General features: G+C 67.9%; 16 protein-coding genes and 2 tRNA genes. 12 read left to right on the plus strand and 6 right to left on the minus strand.

The genetic code is table 11. The features are described from left to right. Position 1: 1 nt before the first annotated feature. The 3 genes from E8P82_RS09800 to E8P82_RS09810 all read right to left on the minus strand — a co-directional run bounded on the left by E8P82_RS09800 (position 2) and on the right by E8P82_RS09810 (position 2951). Positions 2-778: an ABC transporter ATP-binding protein gene (locus tag E8P82_RS09800; RefSeq protein ID WP_136454475.1), complete on the minus strand. Its 777-nt coding sequence runs from the start codon at positions 776-778 to the stop codon at positions 2-4. A 131-nt stretch (positions 779-909) separates the two neighbouring features. Then, positions 910-1590, minus strand: a complete 681-nt coding sequence (locus tag E8P82_RS09805) for a response regulator (RefSeq protein ID WP_136454544.1) — start codon at positions 1588-1590, stop codon at positions 910-912. Positions 1591-1733: 143 nt separating this feature from the next. Further along, positions 1734-2951, minus strand: coding sequence for a sensor histidine kinase (locus E8P82_RS09810; RefSeq protein WP_136454477.1), 1218 nt, complete (start codon positions 2949-2951; stop codon positions 1734-1736). Between the two features lie 111 nt (positions 2952-3062). On the opposite strand from E8P82_RS09810, the gene E8P82_RS09815 reads away from it, so the two are divergent. Beyond that, complete coding sequence (locus E8P82_RS09815) at positions 3063-4115, plus strand: 3-isopropylmalate dehydrogenase (RefSeq protein ID WP_136454478.1); 1053 nt, start codon at positions 3063-3065, stop codon at positions 4113-4115. 90 nt (positions 4116-4205) lie between these two features. Continuing rightward, positions 4206-5312 carry a branched-chain amino acid aminotransferase gene (locus E8P82_RS09820; RefSeq protein WP_136454480.1) on the plus strand — a complete coding sequence of 369 codons (1107 nt, stop codon included), beginning with the start codon at positions 4206-4208 and terminating at the stop codon, positions 5310-5312. Positions 5313-5338: 26 nt separating this feature from the next. Here E8P82_RS09820 and E8P82_RS09825 read toward each other — a convergent pair whose 3' ends face one another. Further along, complete coding sequence (locus E8P82_RS09825; protein WP_136454482.1) at positions 5339-6928, minus strand: putative bifunctional diguanylate cyclase/phosphodiesterase; 1590 nt, start codon at positions 6926-6928, stop codon at positions 5339-5341. Between the two features lie 95 nt (positions 6929-7023). Then, positions 7024-8058: a hypothetical protein gene (locus tag E8P82_RS09830; RefSeq protein ID WP_136454483.1), complete on the minus strand. Its 1035-nt coding sequence runs from the start codon at positions 8056-8058 to the stop codon at positions 7024-7026. Positions 8059-8267: 209 nt separating this feature from the next. Here E8P82_RS09830 and E8P82_RS15030 point away from each other — a divergent pair, with 209 nt between their 5' ends. From E8P82_RS15030 to E8P82_RS09860, 7 genes are all read left to right on the plus strand, one after another. Continuing rightward, positions 8268-8408, plus strand: coding sequence for a hypothetical protein (locus tag E8P82_RS15030; RefSeq protein WP_168796544.1), 141 nt, complete (start codon positions 8268-8270; stop codon positions 8406-8408). A gap of 195 nt (positions 8409-8603) precedes the next feature. After that, the gene (locus E8P82_RS09835) at positions 8604-9377 is read left to right on the plus strand and encodes a fumarylacetoacetate hydrolase family protein (RefSeq protein WP_136454485.1); all 774 of its coding nucleotides are present in this window, start codon (positions 8604-8606) and stop codon (positions 9375-9377) included. Positions 9378-9460: 83 nt separating this feature from the next. Beyond that, complete coding sequence (gene gltX, locus E8P82_RS09840) at positions 9461-10969, plus strand: glutamate--tRNA ligase (protein WP_136454487.1); 1509 nt, start codon at positions 9461-9463, stop codon at positions 10967-10969. A gap of 120 nt (positions 10970-11089) precedes the next feature. Continuing rightward, positions 11090-11161 (plus strand) — tRNA-Gln (locus E8P82_RS09845). A gap of 64 nt (positions 11162-11225) precedes the next feature. Beyond that, a tRNA-Glu gene (locus tag E8P82_RS09850) sits at positions 11226-11298 on the plus strand. 140 nt (positions 11299-11438) lie between these two features. Further along, a complete protein-coding gene (locus E8P82_RS09855; RefSeq protein WP_136454488.1) occupies positions 11439-13250 on the plus strand; it encodes a dynamin family protein in 1812 nt (603 codons plus the stop codon). After that, positions 13247-15088 (plus strand): GTPase, encoded by a 1842-nt coding sequence (locus E8P82_RS09860; RefSeq protein WP_246021188.1) that lies wholly within the window; start codon positions 13247-13249, stop codon positions 15086-15088. Before E8P82_RS09855 ends, E8P82_RS09860 begins: the two co-directional genes overlap by 4 nt. Before the next feature lie 74 nt (positions 15089-15162). On the opposite strand, the gene E8P82_RS09865 is transcribed toward E8P82_RS09860, so the two are convergent. Continuing rightward, a complete protein-coding gene (locus E8P82_RS09865; RefSeq protein ID WP_136454490.1) occupies positions 15163-15882 on the minus strand; it encodes an IclR family transcriptional regulator in 720 nt (239 codons plus the stop codon). Between the two features lie 160 nt (positions 15883-16042). On the opposite strand from E8P82_RS09865, the gene leuC reads away from it, so the two are divergent. The 3 genes from leuC to murA all read left to right on the plus strand — a co-directional run bounded on the left by leuC (position 16043) and on the right by murA (position 19625). Next, the gene (gene leuC / locus E8P82_RS09870; protein WP_136454491.1) at positions 16043-17509 is read left to right on the plus strand and encodes a 3-isopropylmalate dehydratase large subunit; all 1467 of its coding nucleotides are present in this window, start codon (positions 16043-16045) and stop codon (positions 17507-17509) included. Positions 17510-17517: 8 nt separating this feature from the next. Continuing rightward, complete coding sequence (leuD, locus tag E8P82_RS09875; protein WP_136454493.1) at positions 17518-18117, plus strand: 3-isopropylmalate dehydratase small subunit; 600 nt, start codon at positions 17518-17520, stop codon at positions 18115-18117. 158 nt (positions 18118-18275) lie between these two features. After that, positions 18276-19625: a UDP-N-acetylglucosamine 1-carboxyvinyltransferase gene (murA, locus tag E8P82_RS09880; protein ID WP_136454495.1), complete on the plus strand. Its 1350-nt coding sequence runs from the start codon at positions 18276-18278 to the stop codon at positions 19623-19625.

A 19625-nucleotide genomic window follows, 5' to 3' on the forward strand; every position in this document is an offset into this window, starting at 1 on the left:
CTCAGCTCCCCAGTTTCGCGAGCGCCTGCAGGATCGCCTCCGGGGAGGAACGCTCGAGTTCGCCGACGAGGGCTCCGTCCTTGAGCAGGACCACACGGTCCGCATATGCTGCGGCCACGGGATCATGGGTGACCATGACGATGCTGCGGCCCATCTCGCGGCAGCTGCGCCGCAGCAGCGAGAGCACCTCGGCGCCCGTCGCGGAATCCAGGTTGCCGGTGGGCTCGTCGCCGAAGATGACATCCGGTCGGGTCAGGAGTGCCCGGGCGACGGCGACGCGCTGCTGCTGGCCACCGGAGAGCTCGTGCGGGCGGTGTGAGAGCCGGTCGAGCAGCCCCAGCGAGGAGGAGATCTCCTGCAGCCAGCCCTCGTCGACCGCGGTGCCCGCGAGGGTGACGGGCAGCGTGATGTTCTGCTTCGCCGTCAGGGTTGGCACGAGATTGAAGGCCTGGAAGACGAAGCCCACCCGCTCGCGCCGCAGCCGGGTCAGCTCGGCGTCGGGCAGATCCGTGATCTCCGTACCGCCGATCCAGAGCCTGCCCGCATCGATGTTGTCCAGCCCCGCGAGGCAGTGCATGAGCGTGGACTTGCCCGAGCCGGAAGGGCCCATGATCGCGGTGAAGCGCGCCCGCTCGAAGTCGAGGGATATCTCGTGCAGGGCACGCACGGCGGTGTCGCCACGCCCGTAGCTCTTGGAGACGCCGCGGGCGGACAGAGCGGCCGAGGTGGCGTCGACCGGGAGCGGCTGCTGCGCTGGGCTGTTCGTGGAAGTGGTCATGGTCCCACGCTATGGCCGCCGGCCACTCCTGGAATCGGCGCAGGGACCCGGATCCAGGCCGGCTTTCCTCATCCCACGGAATGAGCGACGCCGGGCCCGGTATCCGTCGGTGGGACGGGTCCGCCCGGTGCTCAGGGGCGGACGACGCCGGTCTCGTACGCCATCACGACGGCCTGGACGCGATCACGGGCCCGAAGCTTCGCGAGGATATGGCTGACGTGCGTCTTCACGGTGGCCTCGGAGAGATACAGCCTCGTCGCGATCTCCGGATTGGACAGACCGCGGGCGATGAGTTCGAAGACCTCGTGCTCGCGGGAGGTCAGGCGCTCGACGGCCGCCTGGTGGGTGTCCTGGCCGGGGGAGGGACGGCGTAGCAGTGGCGCCACGTGGTCCAGGAGGCGGCGAGTGGTGGACGGCGCGATGACGGCGTCGCCCCGATGGACCGTCCTGATGGCCTCGAGCAGTTCCTCGGGTGGCGCGTCCTTGAGGAGGAATCCGCTGGCTCCTGCCTGGATGGCAGCCAGAGCGTACTCATCGAGGTCGAAGGTGGTCAGGACCACGATGCGCGGTGCGATGGCGGGCTGACCGCGGTCCGCCGACGTGTGGCTCGCGAGGATCTGCCGGGTGGCCTCGATGCCGTCCATGCCCGGCATGCGCACGTCCATCATGACGACGTCGGCGTGCGTCACGGTGAGCGCTTTCACCGCGTCCTGGCCGTCCGCGGCCTCACTGACCACCTCGAGATCGGGCTGGGAATTGATGAGCATCGCGAAGCCGCTGCGCACCAGGTGCTGATCGTCGACGATCGCCACCCGGATCGGGGGAGGTGTCGGGATGTGCTCGAGGTCCGGCGACAGCCCGGCGTCGGACTCATGCCGCCGAGCGGTGTTCCTGGTGCTGTCCACATCGGTCCGTTCTCTGAGGTGTGGTGCGTGCTCGGTGAGGGTCCGGGCAGCTATGTCGGGGTGTAGGGGATGAAGGCTTCCACACGGTAGCCGCCTCCGACGCGCGGTGCCGCCGTGACCACTCCGTCGTAGAGCCGGACGCGCTCACTCATTCCGGTGATGCCCTGCCCGGCGCCGGCCGTCCCGGGCAGCGGTGCTGCTCCGCGTCCGTCGTCGTCCACAGCCACGGTGAGGCCACGGCCGCCGTAGTCGAGGGAGACCTCGGTGGTCGAATTCTCGCCGGCATGCTTGAGTACGTTCGTCAGCGACTCCTGCACCACGCGGTAGGCGGTGAGTTCGGCGCCGAGGGGAAGCGGCCTGAGCGGGGTCCCGATGCGGCGACAGGAGACCCGCACACCTGCGCGGCGCACCGATTGGACGAGCGCGTCGATGTCGTCGAGCGTGGGTACGGGACGCGTCGAGGAGCGCTCGTCGCCGCGCAGCACGCCGAGGAGCCGGCGCATCTCCTGCAGCGAGCTTCGTCCCGTATCGGCGATGGTGGCGAGGGTCTGTACCGCGAGTTCCGGGGCGTGCGCGCTCGCGTACCGGGCGCCGTCGGCCTGCGTGATGATCACCGACAGCGAGTGGGCCACGACGTCGTGCATCTCGCGGGCTATGTGGCTGCGCTCGTCGGCCGCGGCGAGATCGCGCTCCTGCTGCCGTTCCACTTCCAGCCGCCGTGCCCGGTCCTCGAGGGCCTGGAGGGTCATCCTGCGGGAACGGGCGAGATCGCCGAGGGTCCAGGCGAGCAGGACGAGCGCTTCGACGAGGAAGAGCACCAGGAGGAACTGCGGGAGCGCACTCAGCACGGAACTGCGTGCGCCGAGGCCGAACAGATCGCCGTACTGCACGATGCCGACGGCCGTTCCCGTCATGGCCAGGATGAGGGCTCCCAGGCTCGCCCAGCGCGGGCCGTGGGCAGCCAGCGTGTACACCGTGACGAGGATGGCGAGCTGACCCGGCACCGGCTGTACTCCGATGAGGAGCTGCAGCACGCAGATGCCGGCGACGATGCCGGCGGACAGGAGTACCTGGGATCGTCGCCAGGCCAGCGGCAGGACAAGCGCCAGGGAGACGATCACGAGCTGCCAGTACCCCTCGAAGCCCATGTTCGAGAGAGGAAGACCGAAGGGGAGGACGAGCAGCAGGAAGAGTCCCACCGCGAGGCACGCGTCGATCGTTCCGGGGTGTGCGCGCAGCCAGCGTGCGAGCCGGAGGTGCAGATCCATGTGACCAATGTAGGTCGCAGCCATCACCGGCCACATCCGCCGACGGAATGAGCCGCGTCTCACCCAGCGGACCGACTGTTGCGGCCCGTGGCGCTTTCCTACGCTGGGGTCATGACTGCTGCCCCGCACCGACTCGACATCGCCGTGATCCCCGGAGACGGGATCGGGCCCGAGGTGACGCGGGAGGCGGTGAAGGTACTGCGCGCGGTGACCGGTGACGACGTCGACCTCGCTCTCACCGACTACGACCTCGGCGCCGACCACTGGCTGGCGACGGGCCAGACCCTGCCCGATGCGACGCTGGAGCAGCTGCGGACCCACGATGCCATCCTCTTCGGCGCGGTGGGCGCCGCTCCGGGGGACACCCGCATCCCCTCCGGACTCATCGAACGCGAGCTCCTGCTCAGGCTCCGCTTCTCCCTCGACCACTACGTCAATCTCCGGCCCTCCCGCCTCTACAGCGGCGTTCCGAGCCCGCTGGCCGATCCCGGCGTCATCGATTTCGTCGTCGTGCGGGAGGGAACGGAGGGGCCCTACACCGGCAACGGTGGAACCCTGCGCGGCGGTACACCGCACGAGGTGGCGACCGAGGTCTCGCTCAACACCGCGCACGGTGTGGAGCGCGTGGTCCGGGACGCCTTCGCCCGGGCAGCTGCGCGCCGCGGCAGGCTGACGCTGGTCCACAAGCACAACGTGCTGGTGTATGCCGGTCGGCTGTGGAAGCGCATCGTCGAGGCGGTCGCCGCTGAGTTTCCCGACGTCGTCCACGACTACCTGCATGTGGATGCCGCCATGATCTTCCTGGTCACGGATCCCTCCCGCTTCGACGTGATCGTGACGGACAACCTGTTCGGTGACATCGTGACCGATCTCGCTGCTGCGGTGACGGGCGGAATCGGACTCGCGGCGTCGGCGAACCTGAACATGGATGGAAGCGCGCCGTCCATGTTCGAGCCCGTCCATGGGTCTGCGCCCGACATCGCGGGCCGGCAGCTCGCCGACCCCACGGCCTCGATCCTCTCGGCGGCACTGCTGCTGCGGCACGTCGGTCTGGACGATCCGGCGGCGCGCATCGAGCGGTCCGTCGCGGAGGACATCGCCTCCAGAACCGGGAGCCGGAGTACGGCCGCCATCGGCGACGCCATCGCCGCCGCCGTGTCCTAAAGTGGTCATACATCCCCGGTGCCACGGCACTGACCACCCACGGGCGACGGCGGCCCTGCCGCGTTCGGCTCGTTCCAGCGCGGAGGAATCATGGTAGCCACCGATACCCACTTTGCCCAGCACCTCTCGACACAGCGGGTTCCGGCCGGGAAGCGGGAGGCCATCCTGGCTGATCCGGGCTTCGGCAACTACTTCACCGACCACACGGCGATCATCGACTTCAGCGCGGATACGTCCAACGTGGGGAACTGGCACGACGCGCGGGTGGAGCCCTACGGTCCGATCGCCCTGGACCCGGCAGCCGGTGTGCTGCACTACGGCCAGGAGATCTTCGAGGGCATGAAGGCCTACCGGCACGACGACGGATCCATCTGGACCTTCCGTGCCGACGCCAATGCCGCACGGCTCAATCGTTCGGCGATCCGACTCGCCCTGCCGCAATTGCCGGAGGAACTGTTCCTGGAGTCCTTGCGCCAGCTGGTGAGCGTCGATCAGGACTGGGTCCCCACGCGCGACGGCGACAGTCTGTACCTGCGGCCGTTCATGATCGCCACGGAGGCGTTCCTCGGCGTGCGCCCTGCACGCGAGGTGTCCTTCCGCGTGATCGCCTCCCCGGCCGGCAACTACTTCGGGGGTGAGGTGAAGCCCGTGGACATCTGGGTCTCGCGCACCTATGCGCGCGCGGGACGCGGCGGCACCGGTGCGGCCAAGGCGGGCGGCAACTACGCGTCGTCCCTGGTGGCGCAGATGGAGGCCGAGGCCCACGGCTGCAAGCAGGTCCTGTTCCTCGACCAGTTCAATCACAATGCGGTCGAGGAACTCGGAGGAATGAATGTCTTCTTCGTCTTCCGCGACGGTTCGATGGTCACACCGGCGCTCTCGGGGACCATCCTCGAGGGCATCACGCGCGCGTCCGTCATCCAGCTCGGCCGGGACCGGGGGCTCCACGTCACCGAGCGCACCATCACGCTCGACGAGTGGCGTGACGGCATCGCGTCCGGCGAGATCACGGAGGTCTTCGCGTGCGGTACGGCGGCCGTCATCACACCGATCGGGCAGCTGCGCGACGGCGACGAGCTGATCGGTGCAGCCGGTGCTCCGGCCGGCGAGGTGACCATGTCCATCCGCAGCCAGCTGCTGGGTATCCAGGCCGGACTCCTCGAGGACACGCACGGCTGGCTCACGCGCCTGGTGTAGTGGCCGGTGAGTGCAGGGCAGACGACTCAGCGCACGGCCGGGATCCCCGTGTCGTCGATCTCGTTGAGCTCGTCCATCTCGTCGCGCTCTCCCAGGTAACGGGTGGCACCGAGGAGTGCGCCCATCTCGTCCGCCGGCAGCGGCTTGCAGAAGTAGAAGCCCTGCCCGCTGTTGCACCGCATGGCCCTGAGCTGATCCGCCTGCTGACGCGTCTCGATGCCCTCGAACACCGCCTCGAGACCGGCGGCCGTGATCAGTTGCAGGATCGCTGCGACGAACTCGAGCTGACCCGGTCTGGTGTTCAGCTCGGTGAGCAGCGAACGGTCCACTTTGACCATGCTGACCGGCAGTTCGCGCAGATAGCTGATCGAGGAGTATCCGGTCCCGAAGTCGTCGATCTCGATGCCGACGCCGAGCTGTTTGAGGCTCAGCAGTGAGTACATCTCCACCTCGCCGCGAGTGACGATCGCGGTCTCGGTGATCTCGACGACGAGGCTGCTGGCGGGAAGATCGAGTTCACGCAACAGCGCCCGCACATGATCCACGAGGTCGAGCTGTTTGAGTTCGACGGCGGAGAGATTGACCCGGAGCTGGAAGTCGTCGTCGAGCGCCAGCTCCTTCTTCCATCGAGCGAGCTGTCGCAGGGAGGTGGACATCACCCAGCGGTCGAGATCGTGGATCACCCCGATCTCCTCCGCGAGCGGGATGAACGTGTCCGGTGGGATGAGGCCGCGCACCGGGTGCTGCCACCGGACGAGGACCTCGACTCCCAGGATCCGGTTCGTGGCGAGTTCGACGACCGGCTGATAGTGCAGCACGAGCTCGGTCGAGGCGATGGCGTCCCGCAGCTCGGCGGCCATCTGGCTGCGGAGCTGCCGTGAGTAGAGCATGACCGGCTGGAAGATCTTGATGATGTTGCGGCCCTCACGCTTGGCCGCGTACATGGCCGTGTCGGCGTCCAGCAGCAGCTCCTCAGCACTCTGGTTCGTTGTGCCGATGCGGATGCCGACGCTCGCGCGGCATTCGATATCGACCGCATCGACCCGGATCTTCTCCGCGAGCGCTTCAACGGCCCTGCGTGCCACCTGCAGGGCGATGTCCAGCGTTGCACCGGGAAGCAGGACGGCGAACTCGTCGCCGCCGAGGCGCGCCACGAGATCGCTCTCGCGCACCACCCTGTTGAGTCGGTGCGCGACCACCTGGAGCACGCGGTCGCCGGTGTCGTGACCGAAGCGATCATTGATGTTCTTGAAACTGTCCAGGTCGAGGAGCAGGAGAGCCGGGGGCAGGGCTCCCTCGGCGATCTGACCGAGGGCTTCCTCGATCCCGTCCATCAGGGCCACGCGATTGGCGAGTCCCGTGAGTGCGTCCGACATGGCCATCTTCATCATGTCGACATGGGCCTGGCGGAGCATGGCCGTGCGGCTCTCCACCCGTTTCTCGAACTGCTCGTAGACCTGCTGGAGCTCTTCGGCGAGGAGATTCACGCCGGTGATGACGGCGTCCACCTCGTCCCTGGCGCTGGAGGGCTCGAGACGACTGCTGAGCTCTCCCTTGGAGAGCCGGACGATGCTCTCGACCAGCATCGCGAGTCGGGGGTCCTTGTCAGCGCTCATCGGACCCAGCCTACCGTCAGGCAGAGATTCATCCGCAGCGGAATGGCCAGGTTAAGCGAGCGCGGGGAGGTGACGCCGGAAGATTTCAGCCACACCTATCGCTGCTGAAGATCGTCGATGAGTTGCCTCGCTGTCGCTGCCCGGTCCTGGGCGCCGGACTGCAGGAAGAGGTCCTCGCCGAGCTCGAGCTGAGTGATGGCATCCGCAGTGCTGCCACTTTCGGCCAGCGCCTGTCCGAGGAGGAGGTGGGCCTGGGCAGCGGTGTGTGATGCGACGAGGTCCTTATGGTCGATCACTGAGTGCAGCAGCTCAGTCGCTGTATCGAACTGACCCGTCAGGACAAGCCAGTGAGCGCGCGTGAGCTTGAGTTCCTCGCGGTCCCGGTCAGTGCCACCGATGATGAAGTTGGCCATTTCAGCCCGCTCGATGCACTCGAGAGTCTCAGACTCGACGACGCCTGCAGAGAGTCGAAGCGACGCCGATGCTCGGTTGAACCGGGACCAGAGATCGAGGTCGTTCATGGGAGAGATAGTTTTCGCAGCTAGCCGATGGTAGTAGACGCCCTCGTCAATCTGCTTCAGTAGGAACGCAACATTTCCCATGGCCCAGTAAGACTGACCTGCATAGGGGCTCTCAGGGTGGGACACCAATATCGCAGCAAGACTTTGGCTCTCCTGCCAGGCAGCCTCCCTTTGATCGCTATCGGCCAGAGCGGCAATGAGTGCATTTAGCGCCTCTACCAGTATATTTGGTTGCCCTATCTCACTCGACGCGATCTCGACGGCGTGTCGGCCGGCGGCGATCGCGGGTGCCAAGTCACCACTACCTTGCAGAGCGAAGGAAATCAAACTTGAGACCCTCGCGCTGAGTGCTTTCGAGCGCTGTGTCAGAGGATGGTCGGCGAGCCGCTCTGCTATCGCCGCTGATTCCCTCATCATTCCCTGCTTCCTCGCGCACTCGGATACGAGGAAAGTGGCGTTCCACCACGACAGATCGTCTCCATCGTGCTGCGCGGATGATGCGAGTTGTCTTGCAACATTTTTGGCGCCCGCGTAGTCGCGACGGTTCCATGCGTCGCGGGCCTGCAGTTCGAGCAGCAGCCGTGCACCGACCGCTTCGTCGTAGGCCATGACCCTCTTCAACTCTCCATCTGACATAAGGCTGTATCCCTCATTATTAGGGCTCTTCTTTGGTAGAGCGACCCAAGCTGGGGATTTATGAAGAATCTGTTCAAGGTTGTTACAAAAGTGACTGGTGTGGCTTACGATGAAAAGCGAGCCGCCCGTGGTACTACGCGCGATGCTCGCAACCACTGAAATCACTACATAAGGATGTCTTCATGAAGCGTTTTACCTCAGCCCTCGTTCTCGCCACCATGCTCGTCACCGGTTCTGCCGCAGTCGCAAATGCTGCTCCTGCGAAGGCCGGTTCCGACGTGCCGGTGTCATCCGTAGACCGTGTAAACAACTGGCCCTTCTAGGTCCCTATCGGCCGACCGGCGCCTTTCGTTAGGTACCGGGCCACATCGGTAGGCTGAGCAGACAAATACCGCGGGCGCCCTCCACTGGGGAGGGAGCGTCCGCGGTATCTGTTTAACCACGTATGACGAATCTTTACGGGCTACGCGATGCCGGGGGAGTGCAGAGGTCAGCACGCCGGGCACTAGGCTGGTTCAATGCGAATCGCACGCTTTGTCGTCCAGGATGACCCAATGTTCGGAGTGGTCGAGGGTGCCACCGGAAGTGAGGAGATCGCCGTCATCCAGGGCGATCCCTTCTACAACGGTATCGAGCCCACCGGTGCGCGCCACGCGCTCGAGGATGTGCGGCTGCTCGCCCCGGTGATCCCGCGCAGCAAGGTAGTGGGGGTCGGGCGCAACTACGCCGACCACATCCAGGAGATGAACAGCGAGACCCCGGCAGCTCCACTGCTGTTCCTCAAGCCCAACACCTCGGTGATCGGCCCGGGGGACCCCATCATGCTCCCCTCCTTCTCGGACCAGATCTCGTACGAGGCCGAGCTCGCCATCGTGATCGGGCGCATCTGCAAGGACGTGCCGCTGGAGCGCGTGGACGACGTCGTCTTCGGCTACACCTGCGCCAACGACGTGACGGCGCGCGACGTCCAGAAGACCGACGACCAGTGGGCGCGGGCCAAGGGCTTCGACACCTCGTGCCCCATCGGTCCGTGGATCGAGACGGATCTGAATCCCGACAACCTCAGGATCACCGGCGCGCTCGACGGCGATCTCCGCCAGGACGGCTCCACGAGCGAGATGGTCTGGGGCGCCCGCGAACTGGTGTCCTACGTCTCGCAGGCGTTCACGCTCCTTCCGGGTGATCTGATCCTCACCGGAACACCTGCCGGCGTCGGACTGATCACCGACGGCCAGCGGTACGACATCGACATCGAGGGCATCGGACGCCTGTCCAACATCGCGCGCCGCTGAGCGGCTGCCTCGTCGGGCCCGGCCGGTGGAACGAGCGGTACGGCGCGAGGAGCCATGATGGTCCCATTTAGACTGGGACCATCATGACTACTGCCGCCGAAGTACCGACCGTCACCGATACCACGCCCGTCAGGGTCCGGTTCTGCCCCTCACCCACGGGTACACCGCACGTGGGACTGATCAGAACCGCGCTCTTCAACTGGGCGTACGCGCGTCACACCGAGGGGAAGCTGATCTTCCGCATCGAGGACACCGATGCGGCCCGTGACAGCGAGGAGAGCTACCAGCAGCTCCTGGACGCCATGAACTGGCTCGGCATCGATTGGGACGAGGGAGTCGAGGTGGGCGGACCCCATGCACCCTACCGCCAGTCGCAGCGCGGTGAGCAGTACCGGGACGTCATCGACCGGCTCCTCGAGGCCGGTCATCTGTACGAGTCGTTCTCGACACCCGAGGAGGTCGAGGAGCGTCACCGGGCCGCCGGGCGCGACGTCAAGCTCGGCTACGACAATCACGACCGCGACCTCACGGCCGAGCAGAAGGAGTCCTTCCGCGACGCCGGCCGCACCGCCGTCCTGCGCCTGAGAATGCCCGACGAGGACATCACCTTCTCGGATCTCGTGCGAGGCGAGATCACCTTCCGTGCCGGCAGCGTGCCGGACTTCGCGGTCGTGCGCGCCAACGGCGCCCCGCTCTACACGCTCGTCAACCCGGTGGACGACGCCCTCATGGGCATCACGCACGTCCTCCGCGGCGAGGACCTGCTCTCCTCCACGCCTCGCCAGGTGGCGCTGTACCGGGCGCTGATCGACATCGGCGTGGCGCGCTACATCCCCCTGTTCGGTCATCTGCCGTACGTCATGGGCCAGGGCAACAAGAAGCTCTCCAAGCGCGACCCGGAATCCAATCTGTTCCTGCACCGCGAGCGCGGCTTCATCCGCGAGGGGCTGCTGAACTACCTCTCCCTGCTCGGCTGGAGTCTGTCGGCGGACCAGGACATCTTCTCCGTACAGCAGCTCGTCGAGAACTTCGACGTGCGTGATGTACTTCCCAATCCGGCGCGCTTCGATCTCAAGAAGGCGGAGGCGATCAACGGTACCCACGTCCGGTTGCTCGACCCCGCCGAGTTCCGCAGCAGGCTCCTTCCCTACCTCGTCGCAGCCGACGTCATCGGTGCGGCGCCCACCGAAGCCGAGCTGAGGACCGTGGCCGAAGCCGCCCCGCTCATCCAGGAGCGCATCACCCTGCTCGGTGAGGCCCCGGAGATGATCGGGTTCCTCTTCAAGGCCGACGACGCCGTCGACATCGCCGACGACGCCCGGAAGGGGCTGCCGGACAACGCCGGCGCGGTGCTCGATGCAGCCCTGACAGCACTCGAGGGCGTCGCGGCCTGGGAGACGGACGTGCTGCAGGCCGCGCTGCGCGAGGCGCTCGTGGACTCGATGGGGCTGAAGCCGCGCGTCGCCTTCGGGCCGGTCCGCACCGCGGTCTCGGGTCGCAGGATCTCCCCGCCGCTGTTCGAGTCGATGGTGATCCTCGGGCGGAAGTCCTCCCTGGCACGCCTTCGTGCCCTGCGCGCGACTCTCGGCTGACAGGCAGCAAGCAGGCGGGCGTTTTGCAGTTCCCGGCTCCGGTCCGGTAACGTTGTTTCTCGGCGCGGCGCGGAAACGTGGTCGGATCCCAGCAGGATTCGGGACTTCGAGGAACGCCCTTGGGGTATGGTGTAATTGGCAACACACTGGTTTCTGGTACCAACGTTCTAGGTTCGAGTCCTGGTACCCCAGCGCACTCCGGCTCGTTCCGGATGGCACAAGCAGGTCAACAGCAGTAGTAGCATGGAACAGTACTGGCCCCATCGTATAGCGGCCTAGTACGCTGCCCTCTCACGGCGGTAACGCGGGTTCGAATCCCGCTGGGGTCACAGATGTCCGAGAGGACACTGAAGGAAGTCCCGGACGCTCAGGCGTCCGGGACTTTCCTCGTCGAGGACGGCGTTTGCTGCCCCGCTCGAGCAGGCGCCCGCTTCCCGGAACCGTGTGCGGCGGCTGGCATGATGGAGCGATGAGCACACCTCCCGTCGCCGGCCAGGCCCAAGGGATCTCCCTTGCGCTGCAGGAGGTCGACGCCGGACTCGAGGGTCTGGTCTTTCCCCTCCACCTCGCGAGTTCGGCCGCGGGCCGGGCCTCCGCCACTGCGGCTCGCTCACAGCTGAACGACTACCTCCTGCCCCGGCTGGCCAGTCTCGACGCGCCGCTCGTCGCCGTGGTCGGCGGATCGACGGGTGCGGGGAAGTCCACGCTGGTGAACGCCCTCGCAGGACGTCCCGTAGCGACGACGGGAGCAGTGCGTCCCACGACGCGGCAGCCCCTGCTGCTCCATCATCCCGACGACGTCCACTGGTTCGACGACGCGCGCATCTTCCCCACCCTCGGCCGCGTCCGGCTCGCGGGCGACGACGACGGAACCACGCGCGGGTCCGGGGCGGCATCGGGGCTGACCCCGCCCCGGGGATCGCCCCCGCAGGGGTCCGTACCGGCCGGGGGGACGCTGCTGCTGCGACCCGAGCCGACGCTACCGCGGGGCCTCGCGCTGCTGGACGCACCCGACGTCGACTCGATCGCCGACGAGAACCGCAGGCTGGCCGCACAGCTGCTCGCAGCGGCGGATCTCTGGATCTTCGTCACGACCGCCAATCGCTACGCCGATGCCGTTCCATGGACGTTGCTGGCCGAGGCCGGGCGGCGGGACGTGCTGGTCGCCGTCGTGCTCGACCGGGTGCCGGACGGTGTGGAGGAGGAGATCAGGAGCGATCTGCTGAGCCTGCTCTCCGCCGAGAATCTGGGTCACGCACCGATCTTCGTGGTGCCCGAGGTGAAACTCGGGACGGACCGCATGCTCCCGGGGGACGTCGTCCAGCCGATCACGGACTGGCTACGGGCTCTGGCGGCGGACGCCGAGGGGCGACGTGAGATCTCACGACGCACGGTACGGGGAGCGATGAACGCCCTGGCGTCGCAGGTCGATGACGTCGCGGCCGCCGTCGCGCAGGAGCAGAGCGTGGGGGATGCACTGCGGACGGCGGTCGACGGCGCCTACCGGGACGCGCTCGACGGCGTCCTCGCTGCCACGGAGGACGGCCGCCTGCTCCGCGGGGAAGTGCTGGCCCGCTGGCAGGACTTCGTGGGGACCGGGGAGTTCATGCGTGCGCTCGAATCGAGGGTGGGGCGGGTACGGGAGCGCATCACCGGTTTCTTCACGGGCAGACCCGCTCCGGCTGACACAGTGGCCGAGGCCATCGGAAGCGGACTGCAGACCGTCATCGTCGAACAGGCGGCGCAGGCGGACGAGTCAGCACGACGCCGCTGGCGCACCGAGCAGGCCGGGGCCGTGCTTTTGGAGGACGTACCGCCCTGGCAGAGCGAGGCGTTCTCCTCGGACGTGGCGCGCGAGATCCGGGCGTGGCAGCAGGATCTGCTCGAACTCGTGCAGGCCGAGGGGGCAGGCAAGCGCTTCACCGCGCGCATGCTCTCCTTCGGCGTGAACGGCATAGCGGTGTCCCTCATGGTGGTGGTCTTCGCCTCGACCGGTGGACTGACCGGGGGCGAGATCGGCGTGGCCGGCGTCTCGGCCATCGCGGGCCAGAAGCTCCTCGAAGCGATCTTCGGCGATGATGCGGTACGGCGCCTGGCGGTGATCGCCCGGCGGAATCTGTCCCGTCGCGTGGACGGCCTGCTCCGCAGCGAGCGCGCCGCCTTCGACCGCTGCCTCGAACCACTGTCGCACCAGACCCCGGCGGAGACACTGCATGTGCTGGCCCGTCGGCTGCGGTCAGTGCTGCCCACGCAGGCCAGCGCCGAGGAGCCCGGGGCATGAGCGGGCAGGAGAGCGCCGTCGAGCACGCGATGGCCGCCACGGCGCTCACCGGGGTGCTCGGCGAGCTGCACCGGGCGCTGGAGCTCGGCCGGGGTCGCGTGCCCGGGGACGTCCTGGAGCACCTGGACGCCATGCTGGAGCGGGCCGATGACCGCCGGTCGCTGTCCTCGGAGCACACGGTGGTCGGGCTGTTCGGGCCGACCGGGAGCGGGAAGTCCTCCCTGAGCAATGCGCTCAGCGGCACCGCTGCTGCGCGGGTCGCCGCACGGCGTCCGACGACGTCGGAGCCGCTGGCGCTGGTCTGGAACAGGCAGGGAAGCGAGGAGCTGCTCGACTGGCTGGGTGTGGGCCGGCGCGTCGAGCTACCCGCCGGCGCGCCGCTCGTGGGCGGGCCGGGCAGCATCGGGCGGTCCGCCCCGGCGCCGGGCAGCTCTGCGCCGCAGGCAGCCGCTGACCGGTCGGAGGATCCTGCGGAAGTGACCGGCCGGCAGGGACGGGCGAAGGGCCTGCGCGGGCTGGTCCGGCAAATCGGCCGGGGCCGCCCGTCGCCGTCGGACACCGATGCCGGCGCGGCGCCGCCGCGGGAGGCAGCCGCTCCGGGCGCGGGTCTGATCCTGCTCGATCTGCCCGACTTCGATTCGATCACGCAGCAGCACCGGGAGGTGGTGCTGCGCCTCGCCGGACAGGTGGACGTGCTCATCTGGGTGGTCGATCCGCAGAAGTACGCCGATGCTGCCCTGCACCACGGATTCCTGCGCAACCTGGCGACGCACCAGGCCGTGACCCTGGTGGCGCTGAACCAGGCGGATCGGCTGGAGCAGGACGATCTGGCAGCCGTCCTGTCCTCGCTGCGCGGCATCCTCGCGGACGAGGGGCTGGAGGGGGTCCGGGTCATTCCCGTGTCCGCGCAGACCGGTCGGGGCGTGGACGAGCTGGCCTCCGCCGTCAGGGACTTCGCGCAGGGCCGGGCAGCAGCAGGGCTCAGACTCCGGGCGGATGCCGCCCGCGCCGCAGCACAGCTCGTGCCGTTCGTGGCGCACACCCGCGTGCCCGGTCCCACCGATCAGGCACGGGCCGTCCTGTCGGAAGAACTTGCCGGGGCAGCAGGTGTTCCACTCGTCGTCGACGCCGTCCGGAGCTCCTACCGACGCGATGCGCGCTCGGCCACCGGGTGGCCGGTGACCCGCTGGCTGGGCGGCTTCCGGCCGGATCCGCTGAGGCGGCTGAATCTCCGGCGGCAGGAGGTGGCTCCCGAGGTGAGCCGGTCCTCGATCGTACGCGCGCAGCCGGCGCAGCGGGCCGCGGTGGACCACGCCCTGCGCGTCTTCGGCGCGGCGGCGGCGGGCGACGTCGTCGAACCGTGGCAGACATCCATCCGCGACGCCGCGCGCGACACCGCGGGTCAGCTCCCGGACTCCCTCGACACCGCCGTCACGGGCACCGACCTGGAGACGGGCGGGCGGCCGTGGTGGTGGGTGATCCTCGGCGTCCTGCAGTGGATCGCCTTCGCGGCGCTCGTCGCGGGAGCCGGCTGGCTCGGCGTCCTGGCCGTACTCGGCTTCCTGCAGCTGCCCGCCATCGACATGCCGCGCGTGGAGGGCTTCCCGCTGCCCACGCTGCTGATCATCGGGGGAGTCGTGGCGGGACTCCTGTTCGCCGGTGTCGCAGCGGTGCTGGCACGCTGGGGTGCCCGGCGTCGGGCGGCGAGAGTACGCCGACGCCTGCTCCTTGCCTGTACGGCGGTGGCCGACGACGTGGTCCTGCGACCGGTGCTGGACGAGGTGCAGCGGTGCAACGAGTTCGGCGACGCCGTCCTGACGGTGACGGGCGAGCGCTGACAGCGCCGCGGCCGATGCGCCCGGCCGGCTGGCGTCCCCACCCGTGCCGGTGGCTCAGGACCGACGCCTGCGTATCAGGCGGCGCTCTTCGCGACGGCGAGCGTCAGCTGCTTGCCGGCGTCGGAGACGGCCTCGGCGTGGAGGCGCCCGGGCTGGCGCGTGAGCCGTTCCATCGGTCCGGAGATGGACACGGCGGCGATCACCCGACCGGTGGGGCCGCGCACCGGGGCGGACACCGAGGCGATACCTGCCTCGCGCTCGCCGAGACTCTGCGCCCAGCCACGACGCCGGACTCCGGCCAGCACGGTGGGCGTGAAGCGGGCCTGCTCCAGTCCCTCCAGCAGGCGGTCGTGGTCCTCCCAGGCCAGCAGGCACTGCGCTGCGGATCCGGCCCTCATGGAGAGCCGGGTGCCCACGGGAATGGTGTCGCGCAGGCCCACCGGTCGCTCCGCGGACGCCACGCAGACGCGCCACTCGCCCTGCCGGCGGAACACCTGGGCGCTCTCGCCGGTGGCGTCGCGGAGGCCGAGGAGTACCGGACCGGCTGCGGCGATGAGCCGGTCCTCCCCAGCGGCCGAGGCCAGCTCCACGAGCCGGCTGCCGAGGACGAAGCGGCCCTGCATGTCCCGCCCGATCAGCCGGTGGTGTGCCAAAGCGAGAGCCAGTCGGTGAACGGTCGGCCGGGCCAGCCCGGTCGAGGAGACGAGCTGGGCGAGCGTGCTCGGTCCCGCCTCGAGAGCGTCGAGGAGGGTGGCCGCCTTGTCGATCACTCCGACGCCGCTGGAGTTGTCCATAAGGTGATATTGCCGTCTCATAATCTGAGACGCAAGTAGTTGGAGTGGCACCTCGGCGCGGGCGGTGCTTGAGTTGGAGCACCGATAGCACAGCAGACGAGAACAGTGCGCGCCGCTTCCGATCGGGAGTGGCGCACAGGAGCGGAACAGGACGAAGGTCATGGGCAGGACACTGGCAGAGAAGGTCTGGGACGCACATGTGGTCCGCAAGGGCGAGGTCGTCGGCACCGAGGCGCAGCCGGACCTCCTCTACATCGATCTGCACCTGATCCACGAGGTCACCTCGCCGCAGGCCTTCGAGGGTCTCCGTCTGGCGAACCGTCCGCTGCGCCGACCCGATCTGACGATCGCCACCGAGGACCACAACACGCCCACGCTGGCGATCGACAAGCCCATCGCCGATCCCACCAGCCGGACGCAGATCGAGACACTCCGTGCGAACTGCCGGGAGTTCGGGGTCCGGCTCCATTCCCTCGGTGACGCCGAGCAGGGCATCGTCCACATCATCGGCCCGCAGCTCGGCCTGACACAGCCGGGTCTGACGGTCGTCTGCGGTGACTCGCACACCTCCACCCACGGCGCGTTCGGCGCCCTCGCCATGGGGATCGGGACCTCCGAGGTGGAGCACGTCATGGCCACCCAGACCCTCTCCCTCAAGCCCTTCAGGACCATGGGCATCACGGTGGAGGGCACCCTGAAGCCGGGCGTCACCTCCAAGGACATCATCCTGGCGATCATCGCGAAGATCGGTACCGGCGGCGGGCAGGGTTACGTGCTGGAGTACCGCGGTTCAGCCATCCGGGCTCTGTCGATGGAAGCACGCATGACCATCTGCAACATGTCCATCGAGGCCGGTGCCCGCGCAGGCATGGTGGCGCCCGACGAGACGACGTTCGAATACCTGAAGGGACGCCCGCACGCACCGCAGGGCGCTCAGTGGGACGCCGCCGTCGCCGACTGGCGTGAGCTGCGTACCGACGACGACGCCGTGTTCGACGCCGAGGTCTTCCTCGACGCCGACGACCTGGAGCCCTTCGTGACCTGGGGGACCAATCCGGGCCAGGGTGTCTCCCTCTCACAGGCCGTGCCGTCGCCGGACGACTTCGCGGACGAGAACGACAAGGCCGCCTGCACCCGCGCGCTGGACTACATGGCGCTGGAGGCCGGGACGCCCATGAAGGACATCCGGGTGGACACCGTGTTCCTCGGCTCGTGCACCAACAGCCGCATCGAGGATCTTCGGATCGCCGCCGACATCATCCGGGGCCGGAAGAAGGATCCGCAGATCCGCATGATGGTGGTGCCCGGGTCCGCGCGGGTCCGCCTCGAGGCGGAGGCCGAGGGCCTGGACCGGGTCTTCACCGACTTCGGTGCCGAGTGGCGCTTCGCGGGCTGTTCCATGTGCCTGGGGATGAATCCCGACCAGCTGGCACCGGGGGAGCGCTGCGCCTCGACGTCCAACCGCAACTTCGAGGGACGCCAGGGCAAGGGCGGACGCACGCATCTGGTCTCGCCCGTGGTCGCCGCCGCAACCGCCGTCCGTGGCACGCTCAGCTCACCGTCGGACCTGGACCCGCGACCCGGCACGGACGTGCACGCCGCCGGATCCACGATCACCGCAGCCTAGGAGCCTTCATGGAGAAGATCACCACCCACACCGGCATCGGTGTCCCGCTGCGCCAGAGCAACATCGACACCGACCAGATCATCCCCGCGCTCTATCTCAAGCGCATCACGCGGACCGGTTTCGAGGACGCGCTCTTCGCGCAGTGGCGGAAGGACGAGGACTTCATCCTCAACCGCGAACCCTACGCGCGCGGCTCCGTCCTCGTGGCCGGACCGGACTTCGGCACCGGGTCCTCACGCGAGCACGCCGTCTGGGCGCTGAAGGACTACGGGTTCCGGGCGGTGCTGTCCTCGCGCTTCGCCGACATCTTCCGCGGCAACTCCGGAAAGCAGGGACTGGTCGCGGCGCAGGTCGCCCAGGACGACATCGAGCTCATCTGGAAGATCCTCGAGAGAGAACCGGGCACCACCGTGACCGTGGATCTCGTCTCCCGCAGCGTGCAGTGCGGCTCCGTGAGCGCGCCGTTCCAGTTGGACGACTACACGCGGTGGCGGTTGCTCGAGGGACTCGACGACATCGGTCTGACGCTCCGGCAGGAAGCGCACATCACGCAGTTCGAGGCGCACCGCCCGGCCCACAAGCCGACGACGCTTCCTGTGCGTACCTGACGCTCACGGGGAAGCCGGCGAATCCCGTGCACTAGCATCTTTCGGTGGTACACGGCACGGATCGTGTCGATATTTCTGTCTGCTGGAGCATGCTCCTATGCTTGAACGGGCAACGTCCGGTCCGTGCGGACTTCACTTCTTCAGGAAATCAGGTATTCATGGGTAGCGTTCTGACCATTCGCGGCGGCATCCCTCTGAGAGGCAAGATCTCGGTCCGCGGTGCGAAGAACCTGGTCCCGAAGGCGATGGTGGCCTCCCTGCTGGGTAACACGCCGTCGATCCTGCGCAACGTCCCGGAGATCAAGGACGTCGACGTCGTCACGAGCCTCCTGCAGCTCCACGGTGTCGAGGTCACCAAGGATCCCGTCACCGGGGATCTCACCATGGACCCGGTCAACGCGAAGATGGCGCAGTCCAAGGACATCGACGCCCACGCCGGCGACTCGAGGATCCCGATCCTCTTCTGCGGACCACTCATGCACAGCATCGGTGAGGCCTTCATTCCGGACCTCGGTGGCTGCAAGATCGGCGACCGCCCCATCGACTACCACCTCGAGGTACTGCGGAACTTCGGCGCCATCGTCGAGAAGCGTCCCGGAGGGATCTCCATCTCCGCTCCCAAGGGACTCCATGGCGCGAAGGTGGCCCTGCCGTATCCCAGCGTCGGCGCCACCGAGCAGGTGCTCCTCACGGCCATCCGCGCGGACGGCATCACCGAACTCTCCAACGCCGCCGTGGAACCGGAGATCATGGATCTCATCGCCGTCCTGCAGAAGATGGGCGCCATCATCACGGTGCAGACGGATCGCGTCATCCGCATCGAGGGCGTAGCAGAGCTGACCGGGTACAACCACAAGGCCATCTCGGATCGCAACGAGACGGCGTCGTGGGCCAGTGCGGCGCTGGTCACCAAGGGCGACATCTACGTGGAGGGGGCACGCCAGCTCGATCTCACGGCCTTCCTCAACACCTACCGGAAGATCGGCGGCGCGTTCGACGTCGACGACGACGGCATCCGCTTCTACCACCCCGGCGGTGAGCTCTCGCCCCTGGTCCTCGAGACGGACGTGCACCCCGGGTTCATGACCGACTGGCAGCAGCCGCTCGTCGTCGCCCTGACACAGGCGGCCGGCGTGTCGATCGTGCACGAAACCGTCTACGAGAATCGCTTCGGTTTCACGGAGGCCCTGATCCGCATGGGTGCGAGCATCCAGGTGCATCGCGAATGCCTCGGCAGTGTGCCCTGCCGGTTCGGGCAGCGGAACTTCCTGCACTCGGCCGTCATCTCCGGGCCCACGAAGCTGCGGGGAACGGATATCGACATCCCCGACCTGCGTGGCGGCTTCAGTCACCTGATCGCTGCACTCGCCGCCGAGGGAGTCTCCCGTGTGACCGGGATCGAGCTGATCAATCGCGGCTACGAGCGCTTCCAGGACAAGCTCGAGGGCCTCGGCGCCGATTTCGACCTCACGGAGGACGCCCCGGCTGTCGCCGTGGCGCAGTCCTAG

This window comes from Arthrobacter echini, assembly GCF_004803505.1.
Lineage (GTDB): Bacteria > Actinomycetota > Actinomycetes > Actinomycetales > Micrococcaceae > Arthrobacter_D > Arthrobacter_D echini.

Bases quoted from the DNA above. Each gene is read 5' to 3' on its own strand.
- E8P82_RS09865 (WP_136454490.1), bottom strand. From the start codon at position 15,882: ATGGACAACTCCAGCGGCGTCGGAGTGATCGACAAGGCGGCCACCCTC.
- E8P82_RS15030 (WP_168796544.1), top strand. From the start codon at position 8,268: ATGAAGCGTTTTACCTCAGCCCTCGTTCTCGCCACCATGCTCGTCACC.
- E8P82_RS09810 (WP_136454477.1), bottom strand. From the start codon at position 2,951: ATGGATCTGCACCTCCGGCTCGCACGCTGGCTGCGCGCACACCCCGGA.
- E8P82_RS09860 (WP_246021188.1), top strand. From the start codon at position 13,247: ATGAGCGGGCAGGAGAGCGCCGTCGAGCACGCGATGGCCGCCACGGCG.
- leuC (WP_136454491.1), top strand. From the start codon at position 16,043: ATGGGCAGGACACTGGCAGAGAAGGTCTGGGACGCACATGTGGTCCGC.
- gltX (WP_136454487.1), top strand. From the start codon at position 9,461: ATGACTACTGCCGCCGAAGTACCGACCGTCACCGATACCACGCCCGTC.
- E8P82_RS09820 (WP_136454480.1), top strand. From the start codon at position 4,206: ATGGTAGCCACCGATACCCACTTTGCCCAGCACCTCTCGACACAGCGG.
- E8P82_RS09815 (WP_136454478.1), top strand. From the start codon at position 3,063: ATGACTGCTGCCCCGCACCGACTCGACATCGCCGTGATCCCCGGAGAC.
- leuD (WP_136454493.1), top strand. From the start codon at position 17,518: ATGGAGAAGATCACCACCCACACCGGCATCGGTGTCCCGCTGCGCCAG.
- murA (WP_136454495.1), top strand. From the start codon at position 18,276: ATGGGTAGCGTTCTGACCATTCGCGGCGGCATCCCTCTGAGAGGCAAG.
- E8P82_RS09855 (WP_136454488.1), top strand. From the start codon at position 11,439: ATGAGCACACCTCCCGTCGCCGGCCAGGCCCAAGGGATCTCCCTTGCG.
- E8P82_RS09835 (WP_136454485.1), top strand. From the start codon at position 8,604: ATGCGAATCGCACGCTTTGTCGTCCAGGATGACCCAATGTTCGGAGTG.
- E8P82_RS09830 (WP_136454483.1), bottom strand. From the start codon at position 8,058: ATGGCCTACGACGAAGCGGTCGGTGCACGGCTGCTGCTCGAACTGCAG.
- E8P82_RS09825 (WP_136454482.1), bottom strand. From the start codon at position 6,928: ATGAGCGCTGACAAGGACCCCCGACTCGCGATGCTGGTCGAGAGCATC.
- E8P82_RS09800 (WP_136454475.1), bottom strand. From the start codon at position 778: ATGACCACTTCCACGAACAGCCCAGCGCAGCAGCCGCTCCCGGTCGAC.